The 21,934-nt window shown below is 69.4% G+C and carries 20 protein-coding genes; 13 read left to right on the forward strand and 7 right to left on the reverse strand.

Annotation, left to right across the window (positions count from 1 at the left end; genetic code table 11):
- Positions 1 to 39: 39 nt before the first annotated feature.
- From BIU95_RS02340 to guaB, 4 genes are all read right to left on the reverse strand, one after another.
- Positions 40 to 1,368 (reverse strand): ABC transporter substrate-binding protein, encoded by a 1,329-nt coding sequence (locus BIU95_RS02340; RefSeq protein WP_071250158.1) that lies wholly within the window; start codon positions 1,366 to 1,368, stop codon positions 40 to 42.
- A 309-nt stretch (positions 1,369 to 1,677) separates the two neighbouring features.
- Positions 1,678 to 2,079 (reverse strand): VOC family protein, encoded by a 402-nt coding sequence (locus tag BIU95_RS02345; RefSeq protein ID WP_071250160.1) that lies wholly within the window; start codon positions 2,077 to 2,079, stop codon positions 1,678 to 1,680.
- Between the two features lie 181 nt (positions 2,080 to 2,260).
- On the reverse strand, positions 2,261 to 3,166 hold the full coding sequence (locus tag BIU95_RS02350) for a hypothetical protein (protein ID WP_071250162.1): 906 nt from the start codon (positions 3,164 to 3,166) through the stop codon (positions 2,261 to 2,263).
- A 206-nt stretch (positions 3,167 to 3,372) separates the two neighbouring features.
- On the reverse strand, positions 3,373 to 4,875 hold the full coding sequence (gene guaB, locus BIU95_RS02355; RefSeq protein ID WP_071250165.1) for an IMP dehydrogenase: 1,503 nt from the start codon (positions 4,873 to 4,875) through the stop codon (positions 3,373 to 3,375).
- Positions 4,876 to 5,117: 242 nt separating this feature from the next.
- On the opposite strand from guaB, the gene BIU95_RS02360 reads away from it, so the two are divergent.
- The 7 genes from BIU95_RS02360 to BIU95_RS02385 all read left to right on the forward strand — a co-directional run bounded on the left by BIU95_RS02360 (position 5,118) and on the right by BIU95_RS02385 (position 12,925).
- Positions 5,118 to 6,512 carry a branched-chain amino acid ABC transporter permease gene (locus BIU95_RS02360; protein WP_231564098.1) on the forward strand — a complete coding sequence of 465 codons (1,395 nt, stop codon included), beginning with the start codon at positions 5,118 to 5,120 and terminating at the stop codon, positions 6,510 to 6,512.
- 12 nt (positions 6,513 to 6,524) lie between these two features.
- The gene (locus BIU95_RS02365; protein ID WP_017885477.1) at positions 6,525 to 7,511 is read left to right on the forward strand and encodes a branched-chain amino acid ABC transporter permease; all 987 of its coding nucleotides are present in this window, start codon (positions 6,525 to 6,527) and stop codon (positions 7,509 to 7,511) included.
- Entirely contained in the window at positions 7,504 to 8,406 is a 903-nt protein-coding gene (locus BIU95_RS02370) for an ABC transporter ATP-binding protein (RefSeq protein WP_017885476.1), read from the forward strand. Before BIU95_RS02365 ends, BIU95_RS02370 begins: the two co-directional genes overlap by 8 nt.
- Positions 8,403 to 9,209, forward strand: a complete 807-nt coding sequence (locus BIU95_RS02375; protein WP_071250167.1) for an ABC transporter ATP-binding protein — start codon at positions 8,403 to 8,405, stop codon at positions 9,207 to 9,209. Before BIU95_RS02370 ends, BIU95_RS02375 begins: the two co-directional genes overlap by 4 nt.
- Positions 9,210 to 9,570: 361 nt before the next feature.
- On the forward strand, positions 9,571 to 9,762 hold the full coding sequence (locus BIU95_RS18080) for a hypothetical protein (RefSeq protein ID WP_139179596.1): 192 nt from the start codon (positions 9,571 to 9,573) through the stop codon (positions 9,760 to 9,762).
- Between the two features lie 95 nt (positions 9,763 to 9,857).
- Positions 9,858 to 10,976 carry a GuaB3 family IMP dehydrogenase-related protein gene (locus BIU95_RS02380; protein ID WP_017885473.1) on the forward strand — a complete coding sequence of 373 codons (1,119 nt, stop codon included), beginning with the start codon at positions 9,858 to 9,860 and terminating at the stop codon, positions 10,974 to 10,976.
- A gap of 62 nt (positions 10,977 to 11,038) precedes the next feature.
- Complete coding sequence (locus tag BIU95_RS02385; RefSeq protein WP_071250169.1) at positions 11,039 to 12,925, forward strand: glycerol-3-phosphate dehydrogenase/oxidase; 1,887 nt, start codon at positions 11,039 to 11,041, stop codon at positions 12,923 to 12,925.
- Between the two features lie 257 nt (positions 12,926 to 13,182).
- Here the strand turns inward: BIU95_RS02385 and BIU95_RS02390 are convergent, their stop codons facing one another.
- Positions 13,183 to 13,686 (reverse strand): hypothetical protein, encoded by a 504-nt coding sequence (locus BIU95_RS02390; RefSeq protein WP_042539852.1) that lies wholly within the window; start codon positions 13,684 to 13,686, stop codon positions 13,183 to 13,185.
- Positions 13,687 to 13,761: 75 nt separating this feature from the next.
- Between BIU95_RS02390 and BIU95_RS02395 the strand changes: the two genes are divergently transcribed.
- From BIU95_RS02395 to guaA, 5 genes are read left to right on the forward strand one after another with little or no spacing between them, the layout of a single operon-like run.
- On the forward strand, positions 13,762 to 14,292 hold the full coding sequence (locus BIU95_RS02395; RefSeq protein ID WP_017885470.1) for a cation:proton antiporter regulatory subunit: 531 nt from the start codon (positions 13,762 to 13,764) through the stop codon (positions 14,290 to 14,292).
- 3 nt (positions 14,293 to 14,295) lie between these two features.
- Complete coding sequence (locus BIU95_RS02400) at positions 14,296 to 15,747, forward strand: cation:proton antiporter (RefSeq protein WP_071250171.1); 1,452 nt, start codon at positions 14,296 to 14,298, stop codon at positions 15,745 to 15,747.
- A gap of 5 nt (positions 15,748 to 15,752) precedes the next feature.
- Complete coding sequence (locus BIU95_RS02405; RefSeq protein WP_071250173.1) at positions 15,753 to 16,529, forward strand: SURF1 family cytochrome oxidase biogenesis protein; 777 nt, start codon at positions 15,753 to 15,755, stop codon at positions 16,527 to 16,529.
- A 10-nt stretch (positions 16,530 to 16,539) separates the two neighbouring features.
- Positions 16,540 to 16,986, forward strand: coding sequence for a DUF3817 domain-containing protein (locus BIU95_RS02410; RefSeq protein WP_042539755.1), 447 nt, complete (start codon positions 16,540 to 16,542; stop codon positions 16,984 to 16,986).
- Positions 16,983 to 18,563, forward strand: coding sequence for a glutamine-hydrolyzing GMP synthase (guaA, locus tag BIU95_RS02415; protein ID WP_042539757.1), 1,581 nt, complete (start codon positions 16,983 to 16,985; stop codon positions 18,561 to 18,563). The genes BIU95_RS02410 and guaA overlap by 4 nt, the downstream gene beginning before the upstream one ends.
- Before the next feature lie 350 nt (positions 18,564 to 18,913).
- Here guaA and BIU95_RS02420 read toward each other — a convergent pair whose 3' ends face one another.
- Together BIU95_RS02420 and BIU95_RS02425 are read right to left on the reverse strand one after the other, a co-directional pair.
- Positions 18,914 to 19,786 (reverse strand): Bax inhibitor-1/YccA family protein, encoded by an 873-nt coding sequence (locus BIU95_RS02420; protein ID WP_017885465.1) that lies wholly within the window; start codon positions 19,784 to 19,786, stop codon positions 18,914 to 18,916.
- Positions 19,787 to 19,817: 31 nt separating this feature from the next.
- Entirely contained in the window at positions 19,818 to 20,813 is a 996-nt protein-coding gene (locus tag BIU95_RS02425; protein ID WP_071250175.1) for a DUF817 domain-containing protein, read from the reverse strand.
- A 106-nt stretch (positions 20,814 to 20,919) separates the two neighbouring features.
- On the opposite strand from BIU95_RS02425, the gene BIU95_RS02430 reads away from it, so the two are divergent.
- On the forward strand, positions 20,920 to 21,930 hold the full coding sequence (locus BIU95_RS02430) for a glycerophosphodiester phosphodiesterase family protein (RefSeq protein WP_042539763.1): 1,011 nt from the start codon (positions 20,920 to 20,922) through the stop codon (positions 21,928 to 21,930).
- Positions 21,931 to 21,934 lie beyond the last annotated feature (4 nt).

Consider the following 21,934-nt stretch of genomic DNA (forward strand, 5'->3'; position numbering starts at 1 on the left):
GGGGGCCTGTCGCTTTCGCGAGCGGTGCTGGGCTGAACCCTACTTCTTCACCGCACCCTGGATGGCGCTCTGGTAGACGGGCTTGTTGTCGCCGTCGAACTTGTAGATGCCGATGTAGGCGCTCGACGGGTCGTTGTTGTCGTCGAACGGACCGATGCCGGACGGGCCGGTGTAGTGGATGTCCTTGCCGTCGTCCAGGAGCGTCTTGCACTCCTTGAACGTCGCACACTCCGTGCCGCCGTCAGCTCCCGACACCGCAGCCATGTTGGCCTGGATCGTGCCGGAGTCGGTGCCCTTGCCCTTCACCGCAGCGAGGGCGGCGAGGACCGTGGCGTCGTACGACTCGGCCGCGTACGAGTAGTCGGCGAGCGTCTTGCCCGACGAGTCCTTGTAGAACGCGGCGAGCTGCTTCTTGAAGTCGTCCTTCGGCGAGGCACCGGGGATGGTGCCCTGGGCGCCGCTCAGGGTGCCCTTGTCGAAGTCCTTCGAGTAGTCCGCCGTGTTGCCGTCGGACATGTAGATCTTCGCGTCGTTCCCCTGCGAGACGAGCTCCGGGATGATCGACTTCGTCTCGTCGAAGGCCAGGACGACGATCGCGTCGGGCTTCTGGGCCAGTGCCGCGGTCACCTCGGACGAGAACGTGGTCTGGCCGGGCGGGAACTCCTGGCCCTCGCCCTTGCCGCCGTAGACGACCTGGCCGCCCGAAGCCTCGACCGCGGCCTGCACGGAGTTGCGGAGGCCGGTGCCGTACGTGTCGTTGAAGACCAGGAAGGCGACCTTCGCGTTGCCGTCACCGGTCACGAGCTGACCGAGCGCGGAACCCTGCACCGAGTCCGGCGGTGCGGTCCGGTAGTAGTACGACGAGTACCCGGAGAGGTCGCTCGCCGTGTTCGCCGGCGAGATCTCGACGATGCAGTTGCTGGTCAGCTGGTCGATGACGTTCAGCGTGACGGACGAGGACTCGGCGCCGATCGCGACCGGGACCTTCGCGTTGACGAGCTTCGTCGCCGCGGAGCTCGACACGGTCATGTCGTTGCTGTCACCGGAGTCGGTCGCCGGGTCGATCGTGACGTCCTTGTCGAGGACACCGCCCGCGGCGTTGATGTCCTTGACGGCCAGGCCGACACCGGACTCGGCCGGCGGGTTCAGGTAGGCCAGCGAACCGGTCAGGGGCAGGATCGTGCCGATCTTCAGCGCGTCCGTGCCAGGGGTGTCGGGGGCCTTGCAGCTGGCGGCGGGATCCTTCTTCGCATCGCTCGACGCCGAGCTCGAGGGGGAAGCACTGCCGGTGGTGGAACACGCGGCGAGGAGGACGGCTGCTGCGCCCGCCAACGCCAGTGCCGCGGTGGCACGGGTGGTTCTGATCATCCGTGGAGCCCTTTCTCTGCGCGGAGGCTGTGCCGCTTCGGGTGAATGCGACGCCTCCACTGGATGTCGAGAAACGTAGGGTCCATGTGTTTCGCCCGTGTGACGGGGCGGTACGCAAAGGTGTTTCGTTACCGAGCCGTGACGTTCCTGTGCGTGGGGACAGGCATCCGTGCAGGAGCTGCGGTGCCGGCGTGGTGCCCTGACCTGCGCCAGGCGGATGGTCCGGCAGGGTGTTCGGGAGGCCCGGGGGCGCGCCGGTGGACGGCGGGCCGGTCAGCCGTGCTGTCCCGGTCAGCCGTGCTGGCCCGGTCAGCTCTGCTGTCCGGCTTCCTCGTCGAGTTCGGCCTGGGACCGCAGGACGCAGAACTCGTTGCCCTCCGGGTCGGCGAAGACCACCCATCCGCCGTCCGGGTGGCGCAGGTCGGCGAGCTCCACGGCACCGATGCCGCGGAGCCGCTCGATCTCCTCGTCGCGGGTGCGGTCGGTGGGGCGCAGGTCGAAGTGGATCCGGTTCTTCACGGCCTTCGTCTCGGGCACCTGGAGGAACAGCACCGTGTGCGATCGATCGGGTGCTGTGATCTCGCACTCCTCGTGCCCCGGAGCGTTCGGGTCGTCGGGCAGGTCCACGTACCCGAGCACCTGCTTCCACCACTCGGACTGGGCGTAGGCATCGCGGGAGTCGATCGTGGTGTGGGAGACAGCGCTGACCATGCCGCGACACTACCGCCGGGGAACGCAGCTGCGGGGGACGGGGGGAGACGGGGGTGAAGACGCCGTCGTGCTGCTCCGACGCCGCGGTGCTCGCGAGACGCCGCCGGATTCGGCGGCGTCTCGGGGACTCGGCGGCGCCCAACCCACACGACGGCGTCTCGCGCTGCCCGCCAGCCGCTGCTCACGAGCCCGGCTGGCGACGTGCGCTGATCGGTGCTGCGCGGAACAAGGGGAGCCCGGCAGCCGACAGCACCGCAGCCAGCGCTCGTGCATCCGCAGCCTCCCGCATCGTCCACCGCGCGAACCCGCGCACCTCGGGATCCCGTCGGAGCGCGTCCTCACGGTTCTTCTCGTCCCACAGCGCTCGAGGGTCGTCGTACTTCAAGCGACCGTCGAACTCCCCGATCACCCCGGCGTCGGGCCACCAGAAGTCCGTCCTGAACCTGCCGAGCGGTGTCTCGAACTCGCGCTGCAGCTCCGGAGCAGGACCCCCGAGGTCACCGGCGGTGACGCGGCTGATCGACTCGCCGGGCGATTCGGCACGGGCATCGGCGAAGTCGATCGCGGCGGCAGCCTGTCGGCATCCGCGCAGGCGCCCGGGTGGTCCGAGCGCGTCGAGTGCGGCGACGAGCCCTTCGCGGCCGACCAGGGCAGACCGGAGCACGTGGTCGAGCACGACGACGGCGTGGGTGAACGACTGTCGACGCGCGATGTCGAGCACGGTCCGGTCGAGCGAGGTCGTCGGGATCCCGTCGACCACGACGCGTTCGCCGTTCCGGATCCGCCCAGCGTGACGGACGACGCCTCGACCGGTGTGCGTCTTGTCGAGCCGGACGTCGATCACGTGCAGCCGCCAGTCGGTCGCGTCGAAGTCAGGCAAGCCCCAGAGCGCCGCGGCCGAGGTCCCCGAGACGACGCACTCGGACTGCAGAGACCCGTACCGTGCGCGGACGAACAGTCGCCGGCGTTCCAGGGGTGAGAGCGCCTCCCACTCCGGACGTTCGACGGCGGCGCCGTGGAACAGGCGTACCGGCTCGTGCAGGGCCGACGGGACACGGACCAGTGCTGTCCGGGCGAGCGCGTTCATCCCCGCAGCATGGAACGCGACCACGGCGCGAGGCGACTCGCACACCGGACCGGTGGAGAGCCTCCAGGCCGTTGCCGCCTGTGGAGGAGTCGCAAGACGCCGTCGTCTCCGAACCACGCCCGGAAAGCGTTGAGACGCCGCCGGATTCGGCGGCGTCTCAACGACACGACGGCGTCTTGCGGACCAGAACCGGCCCGGCCCGCGGGCTAGCTGCGGTAGTTCGGCGCCTCGACGACCATCTGGACGTCGTGCGGGTGGGACTCCTTGAGCCCCGCCGCGGTGATGCGGACGAACTTGCCACGGGCCTTCAGCTCGGGGATCGTGCGACCGCCGACGTAGAACATCGACTGCCGCAGCCCACCGGTGAGCTGGTAGACCACGTTGCCGACCGAGCCGCGGTAGGGCACCTGGCCCTCGATGCCCTCGGGGATGAGCTTGTCGTCGTTCGGCACGTCCGCCTGGAAGTAGCGGTCCTTCGAGTACGAGGTCTTCTTGCCGCGGGTCTGCAGGGCCCCGAGGGACCCCATGCCGCGGTAGGCCTTGAACTGCTTGCCGCCCACGAACACCAGGTCACCGGGGGACTCGTCGGTGCCGGCCAGCAGTGATCCGAGCATGACGGTGTCGGCACCGGCGACCAGGGCCTTCGCGATGTCGCCCGAGTACTGCAGGCCACCGTCGGCGATGATCGGCACACCGGCTTCACGTGCGGCGAGGGACGCCTCGTACACGGCCGTCACCTGCGGCACGCCCACACCGGCGACGACGCGCGTGGTGCAGATCGAGCCCGGGCCGACACCGACCTTGACGGCGTCGACACCGGCGTCGATGAGCGCCTGGGCGCCCGCGCGGGTGGCGACGTTGCCGCCGATGACGTCGATCGCGTCGAACGTCGGGTCGGCCTTGAGGCGGCGGACCATGTCGAGCACGCCTTCGCTCTCGCCGTTGGCGGTGTCGACGACGAGCACGTCGACGCCGGCGTCACGCAGGGCCTCGGCGCGCTGCCAGGCGTCGCCGAAGAAGCCGATCGCGGCACCGACGCGGAGCCGGCCCTCGTCGTCCTTGGTGGCGTCCGGGTACTGCTCGCTCTTGTCGAAGTCCTTGACGGTGATGAGGCCGCGGAGCTTGCCCTCGGCGTCGACCAGCGGCAGCTTCTCGATCTTGTGCTGGGCGAAGATGGCGATCGCCTCTTCGGGGTCGATGCCCTCGAGCGCGGTGATCAGCGGCGTCTTCGTCATGACGTCGCGCACGTACGTGGTGGCCTGCTCGAACGTGGCCACGAAGCGCATGTCGCGGTTCGTGATGATGCCGACGAGGGTGCCGTCCTGCTCGACGACCGGCAGGCCGGAGACACGGAACTGGCCGCAGAGCGCGTCGACCTCGGCCACGGTGGCGTCCGGGGTGGTGGTCACCGGGTTGGTGATCATGCCCGACTCGGAGCGCTTGACCTTGTCGACGTAGGCAGCCTGGTCCTCGATGGACAGGTTGCGGTGCAGGATCCCGATGCCGCCCTGGCGCGCCATGGCGATCGCCATGCGGGCTTCGGTGACGGTGTCCATCGCAGCGGAGAGCAGCGGGACGTTGACGGAGATCCGCTTGGTGAGCCGGGACGCGGTGGACGCCTCGCTCGGGATGACGTCGGTGTGCCCGGGCAGGAGCATGACGTCGTCGTACGTGAGTCCGATGAATCCGAACGGATCCGGCTGGTCCATGGGTCCCCTTCGTGGGCGAGTGAAGTGTCGAGACACCGGGAACACGACGACGGGTTCCGGATAGGACATGGTAACGCGAGCGGCTGTCGCCGCATTCCGCCTGGAGGCACGGATCGCGCCCGCCTCGGAGCATTCCTCCACAACGTCACAGTTCGGGTACGAATCACACAGGGAACGTGTTGGAAACACGGGTGTCACAAAATCCCCATAGGTTCCTCGTCATCCGAACGAGAGGCTCTTCCGTGGGATCCATCACTCCTCCGGGACGGGCGCAGCCGCGCCTGTTCCGCCTCCGCCAGACACGACGACGACCGGTCCTCGCGGCCGTGCTCGTGGCCGCGTTCCTGGCGACCTTCCTGATCGACTGGGCGGTCACCCTGCCGGCCTTCAGTGCCACGTCGGCTCCGGCCACCAGCCAGGCGTGCACCGTCAGCCCCGACAACGGGTGCATCCAGGGCACGATCACCGACTCCGAGCGTGATCCGGCCGAGGGCGTCGACGTCGACGTGACCGGCCCGAGCGGCTTCGACCAGACGGCTACGACCAACGCCGACGGCCGCTGGTCCGTCAAGGTCGAGACCGCTGGCGAGTACACGGTGAGCGTCGACCAGGGCACCCTGCCGAAGGGGCAGTACCTGACCAACGCCGCGGACGCCGAGCGGAAGGTGCAGGCGACGCTGAACGCCAACGTCGGGCAGATCTTCCAGCTGTCCGACCAGAAGGGCGCGACGACCTCGTCCGACTCGTCGGGTGTGAGCATGCAGCGGGCCTGGCAGCAGTTCGCATCCGGGCTCCGGCTCGGCCTGCTGATCGCGCTGGCGTCCATCGGGCTCTCGCTCATCTACGGCACGACGGGGTTGTCGAGCTTCTCGCACGGTGAGCAGGTCACCCTCGGCGGTCTGCTGGCGTACGTCTTCGCCAACCAGCTCGGCTGGAACATCTGGGTCACCGGCATCGTCGTCACGCTGTTGTGCGCCGCGACCGGGTACCTGCAGGACGCCGCGATCTGGCGCCCGCTCCGGCGCCGACGCATCAGCCTGACGCAGCTCATGATCGTGACGATCGGGCTGTCGATCGCCGCCCAGTACGCGTTCCAGTACTTCTTCGGCGCCTCGACGGTCCGCATCCAGCAGGGCAACCCGGAGACCGTGCGGTTCGCCGGCGTGACCCTGACGGTGCAGTCCTACGTCGCCATGGGGATCGCGCTCGTGGTCCTCGTCGCCACCGGGCTCTTCCTGGCGAAGACGCGCTTCGGTCGGGCCACCCGCGCCGTGTCGGACAACCCGGCGCTCGCCGCGGCCTCCGGCATCGACGTCGACCGGGTGATCCGCTTCGTGTGGACGCTCGCCGCCGGTCTGGCTGGCCTGTCCGGCGTGATGCTCGGGCTCGTCCTGAACGGCGTGAACTGGCAGACGGGGCTCCAGCTGCTCCTGCTCATGTTCGCCTCGGTCACGCTCGGCGGCCTCGGTACCGCGTACGGCGCCCTGGTCGGCTCGATGATCATCGGGGTCGTCGTGGAGCTCACGAACCTGGTGCTCCCCGGTGACTTCAAGTACGCCACCGCCCTCGTCATCCTCATCCTCATCCTGCTGTTCCGGCCGCAGGGCATCTTCGGCCGCGCCGAGCGGATCGGCTAAGGGAGCACGCGCATGGACTACATCCTCAACCTGCTGTCCTCGCTCACCCAGGAGGCACTCGCCCCGACCACGGCGGCGTTCGCGCTGGCCGCGATCGGCCTGAACGTGCACTTCGGGCTCACCGGGCTCGTGAACATGGGCCAGGCGGCGTTCCTGCTGCTCGGGGCCTACGGCTTCGCGATCTCGATCACCAACGGACTGCCGTTCGTGATGGCGGTGCTCATCGCCCTGCTCGTCTCGATCGTGTTCGCGATCATCCTCGGCGTCCCGACCCTGCGGTTGCGCGGCGACTACCTGGCGATCGTCACGATCTCCGGCGCCGAGATCATCCGCATGGTGGGCCGCTCGAGCCTGCTCACCTCGACCACGGGCGGCTCGAACGGCATCACCGGGTCGAGCTACCGCGACCCGTTCACCGCCCTCAGCCCACTGCCCGACGGCACCACCACGATCCTGTGGTTCACGTACGCCAACAACGGCGTCAACGGCTGGTGGATCCGCATCGCGGCGTGGGCCATGGTCGCTCTGTTCACCCTGGTGCTGTTCCTGCTCATGCGCAGCCCGTGGGGCCGGGTGGTGAAGGCCATCCGCGAGGACGAGGACGCCGTCCGCTCGCTCGGCAAGAACGTCTACTCGTACAAGATGCAGGCGCTCGTGTTCGGTGGGGCGCTCGGTGCGATCGCGGGCATCATCTACGTCCTGCCGAGTTCCGTGCAACCGGACGCCATGGGCCGCTCGATGACGTTCTTCATCTGGACGGCGCTCATCCTCGGTGGCGCGGCGACGGTGTTCGGACCGGTGCTCGGAGCCGTGCTCTTCTTCGTCGTCCGGCTCTTCATCCGCACGCTGGCCGGCGACTTCATCCCCGACTCGATCATGAACGCACAGCAGGCCGAGCAGTTCTCGTACGTGCTCGTCGGCGTCGCGCTCATGCTGCTCATCGTGTTCCGTCCACAGGGGTTGCTCGGCAACAAGAAGGAGCTGACGTTCAGTGTCTGAGACCTACGGCCACCCCAAGGCCGACCCGATCCTCACCGTCGACGACGTCACCCGCCGCTTCGGGGGCATGACCGCCGTGGACGTCGACCACCTCGAGGTCCAGCGCGGCTCCATCACCGCCCTGATCGGCCCGAACGGCGCCGGCAAGACCACGTTCTTCAACCTGCTCACCGGATTCGACAAGCCGAGCCCCGGTGCGAAGACGCAGTTCAACGGCGCCACGCTGCAGAAGACGAGCGCGACGCACATCGCGAACAAGGGCATGGTCCGCACCTTCCAGCTGACCAAGGCCCTGTCGCGGCTCACCGTGATGCAGAACATGCTGCTCGGCGCCCGCGACCAGCCCGGCGAGAACTTCTTCGCCGCCCTGGTCAAGCCGGTGTGGGCGAAGCGGGAGCGCGAGATCACGGCCAAGGCCGAGGACCTGCTCGCCCGGTTCAAGCTCGACACCAAGGCCGACGACTACGCGGGCTCGCTGTCCGGCGGGCAGCGGAAGCTGCTCGAGATGGCCCGGGCGCTGATGTCCGACCCGACGATGATCATGCTCGACGAGCCGATGGCCGGCGTGAACCCCGCGCTCACCCAGTCGCTCCTCGGGCACATCCAGTCCCTGCGCGACGACGGCATGACCGTGCTGTTCGTCGAGCACGACATGCACATGGTCCGGCACATCTCGGACTGGGTGGTCGTGATGGCCGAGGGCAAGGTCGTCGCCGAGGGCCCGGCGGACACGGTGATGGACGACCAGGCCGTGATCGACGCCTACCTCGGTGCGCACCACGACACCGACCTGGGTGACGACTCGCTCCTCACCGAGGAGACCTTCGAGGAACTGGCAGAGGAAGTGGCGGAAGAAGACGCGGCGGACGCAGCAGCAGAGGAGACGACCCGATGACGGACCAGGCGGACCCCACGAACGCGAGCAGTGCCTCCAGTCCGTCCCCGGCGGCCACACTGGAACGCGAGCCGGTGCTCAGCGCGAAGAACCTCGTCGCCGGGTATCTGCCGGGCGTGAACATCCTGAACGGCTGCGACCTGGACTGCTACCCGGGCGAGCTCATCGGCATCATCGGGCCGAACGGGGCGGGCAAGTCGACGCTCCTCAAGGCGCTGTTCGGGCTCGTGTCCATCCGCGAAGGCTCGGTGACCCTGCAGGGTGACGACATCACGAACCTCAAGGCGAACAAGCTCGTGCAGGCCGGTGTCGGCTTCGTGCCGCAGACGAACAACGTGTTCCCGTCGCTGTCGATCGAGGAGAACCTGCAGATGGGGCTGTACCTGCGGCCCCGGAAGTTCACCGAGCGGCTCGAGGTCATCTACGACCTGTTCCCGATCCTCGCCCAGCGGCGGAACCAGCGGGCCGGATCGCTGTCGGGCGGTGAGCGGCAGTCCGTCGCGATGGCCCGGGCGCTGATGATGGACCCGAAGGTGCTGCTGCTCGACGAGCCGAGCGCCGGACTGTCCCCCGTGCGTCAGGACGAGACGTTCCTGCGGACCCGCCGGATCAACAAGGCCGGTGTGTCGATCATCATGGTGGAGCAGAACGCGCGACGCTGTCTGCAGATCTGCGATCGTGGGTACGTGCTCGACCAGGGGAAGAACGCGTACTCGGGCACCGGGAAGGAACTCGCTGACGATCCCAAGGTCATCGAGCTCTACCTGGGGACGCTCGCCAAGGACGTCGACGCACAGCGCTAGCGCTGTCGTCGGCTACGGGTACCGCTGTGGGGGTGGTATCCGTGACGGGTGGGGCCGTGCGTGGTCGCTTCGCGCCGCACGGCCCCGCTCCTGTACCCGCCCGGAGGCGCGGCTCGCCTCTGGTCGCGTCCGATCGCGTCTGGTCGGGTGACTGTGGTCGCATGACGCCGTCGTGTTCCGTCGACGCCGCGGTCCCGTCGAGACGCCTCGGAATCCAGCGGCGTCTCGTCGGGATGGCGGCGTCCTGCGCTGACGACGGCGTCTTCCGTTGACGACGGCGTCTTCCGTTGACGACGGCGTCGCCCGTCGCACCCGGCCAGGAGGCGCTACTCGCCCCGCGCGGGTCGGTATCGTTCCGCAGGTGCAGAGATTGTCGGTGAGCGCGATGGACGCCCTGGTGTGGGTGGTCTTCATCGCGCTGTTCGTCGGTGCTGCGCTGCTCGTCAAGGTCGCGGCTGTGCTCCTCGTCGTCCTCGTGGTGCTCGCGCTCCTGCTCGGCTTCGTGCTGCGGGTGCTCCGCAAACGTCGACGAGCCCCGCGCCGCCCGCGCTGACGGCTCCGCCGTGACGGCTGCACGGTGCGAGGTTGCCGGCCGTCCGCACCGTCCGGCCCGTGCACGCCGCAGAGCCCGCCCGGTAGGCTGTCCTGGTGAGCGAAGTCGAGATCGGTGCAGGCAAGCGCGGACGTCGGGCGTACGCGTTCGACGACATCGCGGTGGTCCCCTCCAGGCGGACGCGTGACCCGCGCGACGTCAGCGTGCAGTGGTCGATCGACGCGTTCACGTTCGAGTCGCCGATCCTGTCGGCACCGATGGACTCCGTGTCCTCGCCCGCGACGGTCATCCAGATGGGCAAGCTCGGCATCCTGGGCGTGCTCGACCTCGAAGGCCTGTGGACCCGCTACGAGGACCCGACCCCGTACTACGACGAGATCAAGTCGCTCACCGACGGCAACGTCACGAAGCGCATGCAGGAGATCTACTCCGAGCCGATCAAGGCCGAGCTCATCACCGCCCGCCTGGCCGAGATCCGCGCAGCCGGGGTGCCGGTCGCCGGTTCGCTCAGCCCGCAGCGCACCCAGGAGTTCTCGAAGACGGTCGTCGACGCCGGTGTCGACCTGTTCGTCATCCGCGGCACCACGGTCTCGGCGGAGCACGTCTCCCAGACCGAGGAACCCCTCAACCTCAAGAAGTTCATCTACGAGCTGGACGTCCCGGTGATCGTGGGCGGTGCCTCGACCTACACGTCGGCGCTGCACCTCATGCGCACCGGTGCCGCCGGTGTGCTCGTCGGCTTCGGTGGCGGCGCAGCGTCGACCACCCGTGCCGCACTCGGCATCCACGCCCCGATGGCCACCGCCGTCGCGGACGTCGCAGGTGCCCGTCGCGACTACCTCGACGAGTCGGGCGGCCGCTACGTGCACGTCATCGCCGACGGCGGGCTCGACACCGCGGGCGACATCGTCAAGGCCATCGCCGTCGGCGCCGACGCCGTCATGCTCGGCACCGCGCTGGCCCGTGCGACCGAGGCCCCGGGTGGCGGCTACCACTGGGGTGCCGAGGCGCACCACCCCGAGCTGCCGCGTGGCCGCCGGGTCGAGGTGGGCACGATCGCCCCGCTCGAGAACGTCCTGAACGGCCCGACGCCGACCCACGACGGCCGCGCCAACCTGGTCGGTGCCCTGCGCCGCTCGATGGCGACGACCGGATACTCCGACGCCAAGGAGTTCCAGCGAGTAGAAGTGGTCGTGGCGCCGTACCACCAGTGACGGTGGCACCCGGACACTGCTCCGGGTGACGCCACGGCGCCGACCGTGACCCGGAGGCGACGATGGCGAAGTCCAGCACGACGAAGCAGACCAGCACGGCCGGACGTCCGCGTGACGTCGCGCCCGGCGTGGGGTTCGACCCCACGGCGAAGCTCGGACCGGACGAACGTGCGGCCGCGATCGAGACGCTGAAGAGCAAGGAGCTCGACGTCCTGGTCGTCGGCGGCGGCATCGTCGGTGCGGGCAGTGCGCTCGACGCCGTGACCCGCGGCCTGAGCGTCGGCATCGTCGAGGCCCGTGACTGGGGCTCGGGGACGTCGAGCCGTTCGTCGAAGCTCGTGCACGGCGGCATCCGGTACCTCGAGCAGCTCAACTTCGCACTCGTCCGCGAAGCCCTCATCGAACGCGGGCTGCTGCTGCAGCGCATCGCCCCGCACCTGGTGAAGCCCGTGCGCTTCCTCTACCCGCTCAACCACCGGGTCTGGGAGCGCTTCTACATCGGCATCGGCATGGCGATGTACGACGTGTTCAGCTGGTCCGGCGGCCGTCCGCCCGGCGTCCCGCACCACCGGCACCTCAGCCGGAAGCAGGTGCTCAGGAACATGCCCGGGCTCAAGAAGGACGCCTTCGTCGGCGGCATGACGTACTACGACGCCCAGGTCGACGACGCGCGCTACGTCGCGTCGCTCGTGCGCACCGCGGCCTCGTACGGTGCCGAGGCGGCGAGCCGCGTCCGCATCGAGGGGTTCATCAAGGTCGGAGAGCGCGTGGTCGGCGCGCAGGCCCACGACATCCAGACCGGTGAGCGGTTCGAGATCCGCGCGAAGCAGGTCGTCAACGCCACCGGTGTCTGGACCGACGACACCCAGGCGATGATCGGCACCCGCGGGCAGTTCAAGGTGCGGGCGTCGAAGGGCGTGCACCTCGTCATCCCGCGCGACCGGTTCCAGTCGAACACGGGCATGATCCTGCGCACCGAGAAGAGCGTCCTGTTCGTCATCCCGTGGGGCCGGCACTGGCTCGTCGGCACGACCGACACCGACTGGTACCTCGACAAGGCGCACCCGGCGGCGACCGCGGCGGACATCGACTACATCCTCGAGCACGTCAACAAGGTGCTCGCCGTCCCGCTGACCCGCGAGGACGTCGAGGGCGTCTACGCCGGCCTCCGCCCGCTGCTGGCGGGGGAGTCCGACCAGACGTCGAAGCTCAGCCGCGAACACGTCGTCGCGCACACCGTGCCCGGGCTCGTCGTCGTCGCCGGCGGCAAGTGGACGACGTACCGCGTGATGGGCAAGGACGCGATCGACGAGGCCGTCGCTGCCATGGACGGCAGGATCCCGGAGTCGACGACCGAGGACATCCCGCTCCTCGGCGCGGAGGGCTACCCGGCCGCGTGGAACCGACGCGCCCGCACCGCACGGAGCTGCAACGTGCACAAGGTCCGGATCGAGCACCTGCTCAACCGGTACGGCACCCTCGCGACCGAGGTGCTGCAGCTCGTCGAGCAGGACCCCGCGCTGGCCGAACCCCTACCCGGGGCCGACGACTACATCGGCGCCGAGGTCGTGTACGCCGCCTCGCACGAGGGCGCCCTGCACCTGGAGGACGTCCTCGCCCGCCGCACCCGCATCTCCATCGAGGCCTGGGACCGCGGCGAGTCAGCGGCGCCCGTCGCCGCGAAGCTCATGGCGGACGTGCTCGGGTGGGACCAGGAGACGACCGAGCACGAGGTCGCGAACTACCTGAAGCGCGTCGCCGCAGAACGGGAGTCGCAGCTGCAGCCCGACGACGAGAGCGCGGACCGCGTGCGGCTCGAGGCTCCGGACATCGCGTTCGGCTTCGACGAGGACGACGTGGTCGTGGGTGGCGGCCGTTCGGACGGCGCGGAGGGCGCGAAGGCGTCCGACGAGCAGGTCATCGGCGAGAAGACGAGCGAGCCGGAGTGAGGAGGCCCGCAGACGCCGTCGTGTCACCGAGACGCCGGCGTCTGCGGGTTGCGTAAGACGCCGTCGTCTCGGGTCGACGCCGTCTGGTCGCCGAGACGCCGCCAGATCAGGCGGCGTCTCGCGGTGGACGAGGCGTCTCGACGAGACGACGGCGTCTTGCGGAGTCCACCCGCGCCTCCAGGACGGAAGACCGGAAGACCGGAAGACCGGAAGACCGGAAGGACGGAAGACCGGACTGGAGGCCCGTGGTGCGTCCGTCAGACGGCGCGCGACCGCAGGGCCGCACGGCGCACGTGCACCGCCTGGCCGACCACGAGCACCACCGGGATCCCGATCAGCGCGACGAGGCTCGTCACGTACATCACGCCCGACCAGATCGTGTGGGCACCGCCGCCGACCCCGTAGGCATCTGCGACGTCCATCTGCAGGGCGAACGCCGCCACGAACGACATCGGCGTCCCCATCACGACGACCGCGAGCAGCACCGCCGCGATGACGTGCGCCCTCGCCCGGGTGATGAGCAGCAGCACCGACAGTCCCGCGGCGAACAGGACGCCGACGACGGCGATCCCCACGACGGTCGCGATGTCCGCCCCGACCGAGAACCCCTGCTCCGAGAGCTCGGCGTGGATCTCGGCCAGGCTCGCACCGGGGACCGCGGCGAGCGGGTCCAGCACCAGTGCGTTCAGCGCGAGCAGTGCCGCGTACAGCGCGACGACCAGCACCCCGACGACGGCCACGACGATCCGTGTTCTCCCCATCCACAGAACAGTAGTGCGCGGAATGCGCGGGGTCACCGGGTGGTTATCATCGGGGTACTCGAAGAGGGAGCCATCATGGTCGACGTCCATCGCGTCAAACTCCCCGGAGTCGGCGTGCTGCACAGCTTCTACACCGACGACGGTGGCAAGTGCGGTGTCATCACGCACCGGTCGGGGCACTCCGACCTCATCTCGTTCGCCGACGTCTCCGACGGCGCGGACAAGTCCGAGAAGGTCTCGCTCCGTCTCAGCGAAGACGAAGCGCACACCCTCGCCGAACTGCTCGGCGGCACCCGGATCACCGAGGGCCTCGACAAGCTCGACGAGATCCCCGGGCTGTCCATCGACTGGTTCTCGGTCGACTACGACGACGCCATCGCGGGCAAGCCCCTCGGTGACCTGCACGACTCGGGCTTCATCGGCCTGACCGTCGTCGCCGTGGTCCGTGGCGACAGCGCCAACCCGGCGCCCTCGTCGGACTTCGTCGTCTTCCCCGGTGACACCATCGTCGTGGCCGGATCCCCCGAGAAGGTCGCCAAGGCGTTCTCCTTCTACCGCAGCGGAGAGCTTGCGGCCGCCTCGGCCGAGGCCCCGCGGAAGAGCTAGCGCATGCACCTGGGTGGTGAGCTGCTCACCATCGGTGTGCTCTTCGTCATCGCCTACGTCCTGGGCCGACTCGGCAAGACCATCGGTCTGCCGGCCATCCCGATCTACATGGTGGTCGGCCTCGTCGCGAGCCCGAACACGCCGTGGTTCGGGCTGAGCGTCGAGTCCCACACGATCGAGCTCATCGCGACGTTCGGGCTCATCCTGCTGCTGTTCAACCTCGGGCTCGAGTTCGACCAAGAGGAGTTCTACGGCAACGCCGGCAAGCTCCTGGTGTCGGGCGGCACCTACGTCGTCATCAACATGGGCGTGGGGTTCGCCTTCGGGTTCTCGCTCGGCTGGGGCACCCGTGAAGCCCTGATCATCGCGGGCATGACGGCCACGTCGTCGAGCGCCATCGTGACGAAGCTCCTCATCGAACTCCGCCGTCTGGCGAACGACGAGACCCCGATGATCCTCGGCGTCACCGTCATCGAGGACGTCTTCATCGCCGTGTACCTGGCGATCGTCTCCGTCGTGCTGTCCGGCGACACCAACCTCTGGGCCGTCGTCGGCAAGCTGGCCCTGGCGTTCGGGTTCCTGATCGTGATGTTCACGCTCGCGCGCTTCGCAGGCAAGTGGGTCTCGAAGATCTTCGCCACGCGTGACGACGAGCTGTTCACCGTGCTGTTCTTCGGACTCGCGGTCATGTTCGGCGGCATCGGCGACCTGCTCGGTGTGACCGACGCCATCGGCGCCTTCGTCATCGGCCTGCTCTGCGGAGCGACCCGGTACCGCGACCGCATCGAACAGCTCGCCCTGCCGATGCGCGACGTCTTCGCGGCGTTCTTCTTCGTGAACTTCGGGCTCGGTCTCGACCTGTCGACCTTCGGCGAGGTGCTCTGGCCCGTCCTCGGCGCCATCGGGATGACCATCGTGCTCAACGCGGTCGCCGGCCAGATCGTCGCGCGGATGAACGGCTTCAACGTCCAGCAGGGCATCAACACCGCCGTCATCCTGGTGAACCGCGGCGAGTTCGCGCTGATCCTCGCGACGCTGTCGGCTGCCGCCGGGCTGGAGGCGCGGATCACCGCCTTCGCGGGCCTCTACGTCCTCTGCATGGCGGTCCTCGGGCCGCTGCTCGCGGTGAACTCGGAGCGGATCGGCCGCCTCGTGGTGCGCCCGGGCCGGCTCATCCGCCTGCGCGGACGCCTGGGCGGCCGACGTGCCGTCGCCGCGGCAGCCGCCGCCGAGAGCGCCGAAGCAGCCGAGGCCGAGGCGGACGCCACCGCCGCGGCACGGAAGGCCGAGCGGGATCGCCAGTTCGCCGAGGAGTTCGCCCTCGTGGAGGCCGCTGGCAGGGACGAGCGAGACAATGAGGGGTCCGAGCCGACGTCCGCACCCGTGACGTCGCCGGTCGAGATCCCCGCCGAGCGCCCCGAACGCCCGGTCCGACAGCGCGATCCGGAGTACTGATACAGATGTGGGCCGTTGCCCGACGACCGAGGTGGATCGCGCTGCTGTTGCTGGCGCTCGTGCTGGCGGCGGTGTTCGCCGGGCTGGGCAAGTGGCAGCTCGAGCGGTCCATCGCCAACGGCAAGCCCCTGCCGGCGACCACCGAGACCCGCCGCACGCTCGAGGCGGTCACGACTCCGGAGCGCCCCGTCAGCGAGAGCCTCGCCGGGCAGAAGGTGACCGTCACGGGGACCTTCGTCGCCGACGACACCACGGTGCTGACCGGACGCACCGGGGGTGGGAAGTACCAGACCGTCGGGCACCTGGTGGACTCGGATGGTGGGGCGAGCCTCCCGGTCGTCATCGGGTGGTCCGACCAGCGGTCGGCCGCCGTCGCCGGGGGCGAGCGCCTGGCGGACGGCCAGACGCTCACGATCCAGGGCCGGTACTACCCGGCCGAGTCCCCGGACCAGGACGCCTACAAGAAGGCCGAGTACTCGGCCGTCGCGCCCGCACGGTTCGTGAACACCTGGCAGGCCTTCGACGACCGCATGTACCTGGGGTACGTCGTCGCCGACGGTGCCACCGCGAAGGCCGCCGACCTCGGCACCATCGCCGACCGTGCTCCGTCACGCGAGGTCCAGTTCGACTGGCTCAACCTGTTCTACGCGATCGAGTGGGTCGTCTTCGCGGGCTTCGCCGTGTTCCTCTGGTACCGGTTCGTCAAGGACGCCTGGGAGCGCGAGCAGGAAGAGGAGCGCGAGGCACTGCTCGCCACCGAAGCCGACGCGCTCCGACGGTAGGATTGCCGGCATGGCCCTGACCGTCCGAACCCGTGACATCCCCAAGATCCCGGGGGCGGTGAAGTGGTACCGCGTCTCGGCGTACATCACCGGTGTGCTGCTGCTCGCCCTGGTGGTCGAGGTCATCATCAAGTACACGCCGCTGCAGCTCGAGATGCAGCTCGGCAACGGCCCGTTCTTCGTGCCCAACGGCACGGCGGGCGAGACCCCGGGCACGTTCAACCTGTCGATCGCGATCCTCATCGCCCACGGCTGGCTGTACGTGCTCTACCTCTTCACGGACTTCCGTCTGTGGAGCATCATGCGCTGGAGGCCGTCGCGCTTCCTGCTCATCGCCCTCGGGGGCATCATCCCGTTCATGTCCTTCGTGGTCGAACACCGTATGCAGCAGAAGGCCATGGACACCTACCACGAGCTGATCGCTGCCCAGCAGCGTGAGAAGGAGGCCGCTCGGTGAGCGAGACCGAACAGCGTCCCGTCCTCGTCGTCGACTTCGGGGCCCAGTACGCGCAGCTCATCGCGCGTCGGGTCCGAGAAGCGAACGTCTACAGCGAGATCGTGCCGCACTCCATCACCGCGGACGAGATCCGCGCCAAGGACCCGGCGGCCATCGTGCTGTCCGGCGGTCCGTCGTCCGTCTACGAAGCAGGTGCGCCGTCGCTCGACGGTGACATCCTCGACCTCGGCGTCCCCGTGCTCGGCATCTGCTACGGCTTCCAGGCCATGGCGACCGCCCTCGGCGGCGAGGTCGCGAACACCGGTCTGCGCGAGTACGGCGCCACCGACGTGACGCTCGCGCCCGGCACCAGCACCCTGCTCGGCGACCAGCCGGCAGACCAGGTGACGTGGATGTCGCACGGCGACTCCGTGGCGAAGGCCCCGGCCGGCTTCGAGGTGCTCGCCTCGAGCGCATCCACACCCGTCGCAGCGTTCGCGTCCGACGAGCGCAAGCTCTACGGCGTGCAGTGGCACCCCGAGGTGAAGCACTCCGTGTACGGCCAGGCCGTCCTCGAGAACTTCCTGCACCGTGCCGCGGGCCTGCCGGGCGACTGGAACTCCAGCAACGTCATCGAGGAGCAGGTCGCCCGCATCCGCGAGCAGGTCGGCTCCGCGCGGGTCATCGCCGGACTCTCCGGTGGTGTCGACTCCGCCGTCGCCGCAGCCCTGGTGCACAAGGCCGTCGGTGACCAGCTCACCTGCGTCTTCGTCGACCACGGGCTCCTGCGTGCCGACGAGCGCAAGCAGGTGGAAGAGGACTACGTCGCCTCCACCGGTGTCCGGCTCATCACGATCGACGCCGAGCAGCAGTTCCTCGACGCCCTCGCCGGTGTCAGCGATCCGGAGCAGAAGCGCAAGATCATCGGGCGCGAGTTCATCCGCACGTTCGAAGGCGCAGCCGAGGCACTCGTGCTCGAGGCCCAGGCGTCCGACTCCGATGCCGAGGTCAAGTTCCTCGTGCAGGGCACGCTCTACCCGGACGTCGTCGAGTCCGGCGGCGGAGCGGGTACCGCGAACATCAAGTCGCACCACAACGTCGGCGGCCTGCCCGAGGACATGACGTTCGAGCTCGTCGAGCCGCTGCGCACCCTGTTCAAGGACGAGGTCCGTGCGGTCGGTCGCGAGCTCGGCCTGCCCGAGGTCATCGTGGGTCGCCAGCCGTTCCCCGGCCCCGGCCTCGGCATCCGCATCGTCGGCGAGGTCACGAAGGACCGGCTGGAACTGCTCCGGGCCGCCGACAAGATCGCCCGCGAAGAGCTCACGGCGGCCGGCCTCGACGAGGAGATCTGGCAGTGCCCGGTCGTGCTGCTCGCCGACGTCCGCTCCGTGGGCGTGCAGGGCGACGGCCGGACCTACGGGCACCCGATCGTGCTCCGTCCGGTCTCGTCCGAGGACGCCATGACCGCCGACTGGACGCGTCTGCCGTACGACACCCTGGCGAAGATCTCGAACCGCATCACGAACGAGGTGCCCGACGTCAACCGGGTCGTGCTCGACGTCACGTCGAAGCCGCCGGGGACGATCGAGTGGGAGTAGGACTCCCCTGAGCGACGGGAGGCCCGGCACGCGTCACGCGCGCCGGGCCTTCGTGCGTCCGGGGGCGCTGCCGGAGCGGCGGGCGGTGCTGACGGGGTCGTTGAGTGGTCACAACACCCCGCGGGCCCGGTGCCGAGGGGTCACGAAGTGTCGACTGGCCCCGGCTCCGGCGACGCTTCGTGACCACTCGGCGGGCGACCGGCGGGGTGTTGTGACCACCCGGGACCGCCGCCGCCGCCGCCACCGCCACTGCCTCCCGCCACCGCCACCGCCCCGGCCGTCGCCGACCACCGGCCCGGGAACGACGAAGGGCCTCGGCAGCGCCGGGGCCCTTCGTGTGTGCGGTGGTTCTAGTTGCGCGAGCTGCTCGCGATGATGGCGAGGATGCGCAGGATCTCGAGGTACAGCCAGACGAGCGTCACGATCAGGCCGAACGCCGCGGTCCAGGCGTAGATGCGGGGTGCGCCGCGCTCGACACCGGTCTTGATCTGGTCGAAGTCGAGGATCAGCGAGTACGCCGCCATGACGACCACGAAGATGCCGATGAGCACACCGAGCGGGATGCCGAAGAGCGTCACGCCCATCAGGCCGAACGCGCTCTGCGTCACGCCGGTCCACATCAGGACCAGGTTGACGAGCGAGAACGCCATGTACCCGACCATCGCGATCAGGAAGAAGCGCGTGGCCTTCGGGGTCGCGCGGACCTTGCCGGAGCGGAACAGCAGCAGGGTGACGAAGAACACACCGAGCGTGCCGAACACCGCCTGCGCGACGATGCCGTCAGCTTCGGGGAACGCAGTCTGGAAGTAGTTCGAGATACCGCCGACGAACAGCCCCTCGAAGAACGCGTACGTCAGGATCAGACCCGGCGACGGCTTCTTCTTGAAGGTGTTGACGAGCGCCAGGACGAACCCGACGAGCGCGCCGACGACCCAGACGGCCGGCGGCAGGTTCCAACCGGCCACCGCACCGACGACGAGCACGCCGAACGCGAGCAGCGTCTTGACGATGGTGTCTTCGTACGACATGCGGTCGGTGTCCACCGGGGACGCAGTCGGGCGGTCGTACATGTACTGCAGCTGCTCGGGGGTCATGCCGCCCTGTGCCTGCTGCGGGGTCTGTCCCCAGCCGGCCTGCTGCTGACCAGCACCGCGCCCGCCCCAGGTGTTTGCCCCCTGTGCGTTGAAGGCGGGGGACTGGTCGAAACCGGGCTTGAAGGCCATGGTGTCCTCTTCCTAGGAGATTCGAGTCCTCTCAGCCTAGGTGCGCTCGGTCGCGGAAGGCTGAGGATTCGCGGCGAGCGGACGCGGGCCCAGCGGGCCCCGACGAGGGAAGCCTAGGGTCGCCCGCTGCACGCGCGCCTCGAAGACGTCGAGAGTCCGCCGTCGAGCGCGGGGAGCCCGCGGGTGACGCCGGGTGCAACCAGGTCACGAGCGCGACCGAGATCGTCATGAGCAGGAACCACGCCACGATCTTCGTCGGGGCCACCGGGTGCCAGGCGGCGAGCTGCGCCGGGTAGCTCCACGCCCCGGCCCAGGTCGCGACGTTCTCGGCTGCCCAGACGAACACGGCCACCAACCCCATCGCGACGAGCACGGGCATCCGCATCGTCGCCCGGTGGATCCGGACGTCCATGGTGGTGCGGGCGAAGAGCAGCAGCACGAGCGCCAGCAGGACGTACCTTGCGTCGGCGACGAAGTGGTGTCCGAAGAAGTTCAGGTAGACGCCGCCCGCGACGACCGCCAGCAGCCACTGCCGCGGGTACCGGTCGAACCGCAGGTCGAACAGCCGGTGGACCCTGACCATGTACGACCCGACGGCCCCGTACATGAACCCCGAGAACAGCGGCACCCCGGCGACGACGAGCAGCCCTCCGGGTTCGTAGGTCCACGAGCCCATGTGGGTCTTGAACACCTCCATCACGGTGCCGACGACGTGGAACAGAACCACCACCCGGAGTTCCCGTACGGTCTCGAGCCCGAACACGAGCATGCCGACCTGCAGCAGCACGGCCGCGGTCGTCAGGACGTCGTTCCGCATCGGGGCCGGCACGGTCAGGTGCCCGAGGGCCATCGTCGCGAGCAGCAGCGCCCCGAACGCACACGCCCAGGCCTGCTTCGCACCGAACACCAGGAACTCGGTGACGAACACGCGGACGGGTCGGTGCGGTCGGTGCCCGGCGTCGAGCACACGGCGTGCGGCCCGGTCGATCCGGGCCTCGACGGCGGTGGAGAGCGATCGGACGGTCATGCGGTGATGCTCGGCGTCGGCGCTGGGAACGGCGGTCCCCGGCGCGACGAGTGTGTCCCGCGACACAGGTGGCCCGCTCGTCATCCCGGGCAAGTAGGGTCGCGCCATGACCCTCGTGATCGCCCACCGCGGCGCGTCCGGCTACCGCCCCGAGCACTCGCGGAGCGCGTACGACCTGGCCATCGAACTCGGCGCCGACGCGATCGAACCGGACCTCGTGCCCACGAAGGACGGCGTCCTGGTGCTCCGGCACGAGAACGAGGTCTCGGGCACCACGGACGTCGCCGACCACGCCGAGTTCCGGCACCTGCGCACGACGAAGACCGTCGACGGCCAGACGCTGACGGGCTGGTTCACCGAGGACTTCACGTGGGCGCAGCTGCAGACGCTCCGCACCCGCGAGCGCTTGCCCGCACTGCGCCCGGGATCCGCCGAGCACGACGGCGCGCAGCCGATCCTGCGGTTCGTCGACCTGCTCGCGATCCTCGACGCGGCGCCCCGCCCGGTCGGGCTCGTCGCCGAGGTCAAGCACGCCGCGTCCTTCGACCGCGCCGGGTTCCCGATGGGCGAGCTCGTCGACGCCGCGCTCGGCGAGGCCGGGTGGCGGCAGGACGAGCGGCTCACGGTGGAGAGCTTCGAGAAGGGCGTGCTGCGGGACCTGCGCGAGCGGGCGACCGGTGGTCGGCTCGTGTACCTCCAGGAGGCCCGTGGCAGCGCCGCGGACGAGGTCGCGTCCCACGGGGCGCTCGCCCCCACCTACGCCGCCGAGCGCTCCGAGGACGCGCTCGCGTCGTTCGCAACCGAGTTCCACGGCATCAGCGTCGACCTCGGCACCCTGATGGCCGGCGTGGACAGCGTCGCGCTCGACGACCCGACGCCGGTGCGCAGCGCGATCGTCGACCGTGCCCACGCCGCCGGGCTCGCGGTGTACACGTGGACCCTCCGGCCGGAGAACCGGTTCCTGCCGTCGCCGTTGCGTCGCGGCGGGGACGTCGCGGCCTTCGGCGACTGGGAACGCTGGTTCACCTCGGTCATCCGCACCGGACTCGACGGCGTGTTCGCCGACCACACGGACCTGGCGGTGCTCGCCCGGTCCGCTGTCGGGGGTCCCGCCTAGACTG

This window comes from Curtobacterium sp. MCBA15_007 (genome assembly GCF_001864905.1).
GTDB lineage: Bacteria > Actinomycetota > Actinomycetes > Actinomycetales > Microbacteriaceae > Curtobacterium > Curtobacterium poinsettiae.

Coding starts and splice junctions, on each gene's coding strand:
- BIU95_RS02340 (WP_071250158.1), bottom strand. CDS start 1,368: ATGATCAGAACCACCCGTGCCACCGCGGCACTGGCGTTGGCGGGCGCA.
- BIU95_RS02345 (WP_071250160.1), bottom strand. CDS start 2,079: ATGGTCAGCGCTGTCTCCCACACCACGATCGACTCCCGCGATGCCTAC.
- BIU95_RS02350 (WP_071250162.1), bottom strand. CDS start 3,166: ATGAACGCGCTCGCCCGGACAGCACTGGTCCGTGTCCCGTCGGCCCTG.
- guaB (WP_071250165.1), bottom strand. CDS start 4,875: ATGGACCAGCCGGATCCGTTCGGATTCATCGGACTCACGTACGACGAC.
- BIU95_RS02365 (WP_017885477.1), top strand. CDS start 6,525: ATGGACTACATCCTCAACCTGCTGTCCTCGCTCACCCAGGAGGCACTC.
- BIU95_RS02375 (WP_071250167.1), top strand. CDS start 8,403: ATGACGGACCAGGCGGACCCCACGAACGCGAGCAGTGCCTCCAGTCCG.
- BIU95_RS02385 (WP_071250169.1), top strand. CDS start 11,039: ATGGCGAAGTCCAGCACGACGAAGCAGACCAGCACGGCCGGACGTCCG.
- BIU95_RS02390 (WP_042539852.1), bottom strand. CDS start 13,686: ATGGGGAGAACACGGATCGTCGTGGCCGTCGTCGGGGTGCTGGTCGTC.
- BIU95_RS02395 (WP_017885470.1), top strand. CDS start 13,762: ATGGTCGACGTCCATCGCGTCAAACTCCCCGGAGTCGGCGTGCTGCAC.
- BIU95_RS02400 (WP_071250171.1), top strand. CDS start 14,296: ATGCACCTGGGTGGTGAGCTGCTCACCATCGGTGTGCTCTTCGTCATC.
- BIU95_RS02405 (WP_071250173.1), top strand. CDS start 15,753: ATGTGGGCCGTTGCCCGACGACCGAGGTGGATCGCGCTGCTGTTGCTG.
- BIU95_RS02410 (WP_042539755.1), top strand. CDS start 16,540: ATGGCCCTGACCGTCCGAACCCGTGACATCCCCAAGATCCCGGGGGCG.
- BIU95_RS02420 (WP_017885465.1), bottom strand. CDS start 19,786: ATGGCCTTCAAGCCCGGTTTCGACCAGTCCCCCGCCTTCAACGCACAG.
- BIU95_RS02425 (WP_071250175.1), bottom strand. CDS start 20,813: ATGACCGTCCGATCGCTCTCCACCGCCGTCGAGGCCCGGATCGACCGG.
- BIU95_RS02430 (WP_042539763.1), top strand. CDS start 20,920: ATGACCCTCGTGATCGCCCACCGCGGCGCGTCCGGCTACCGCCCCGAG.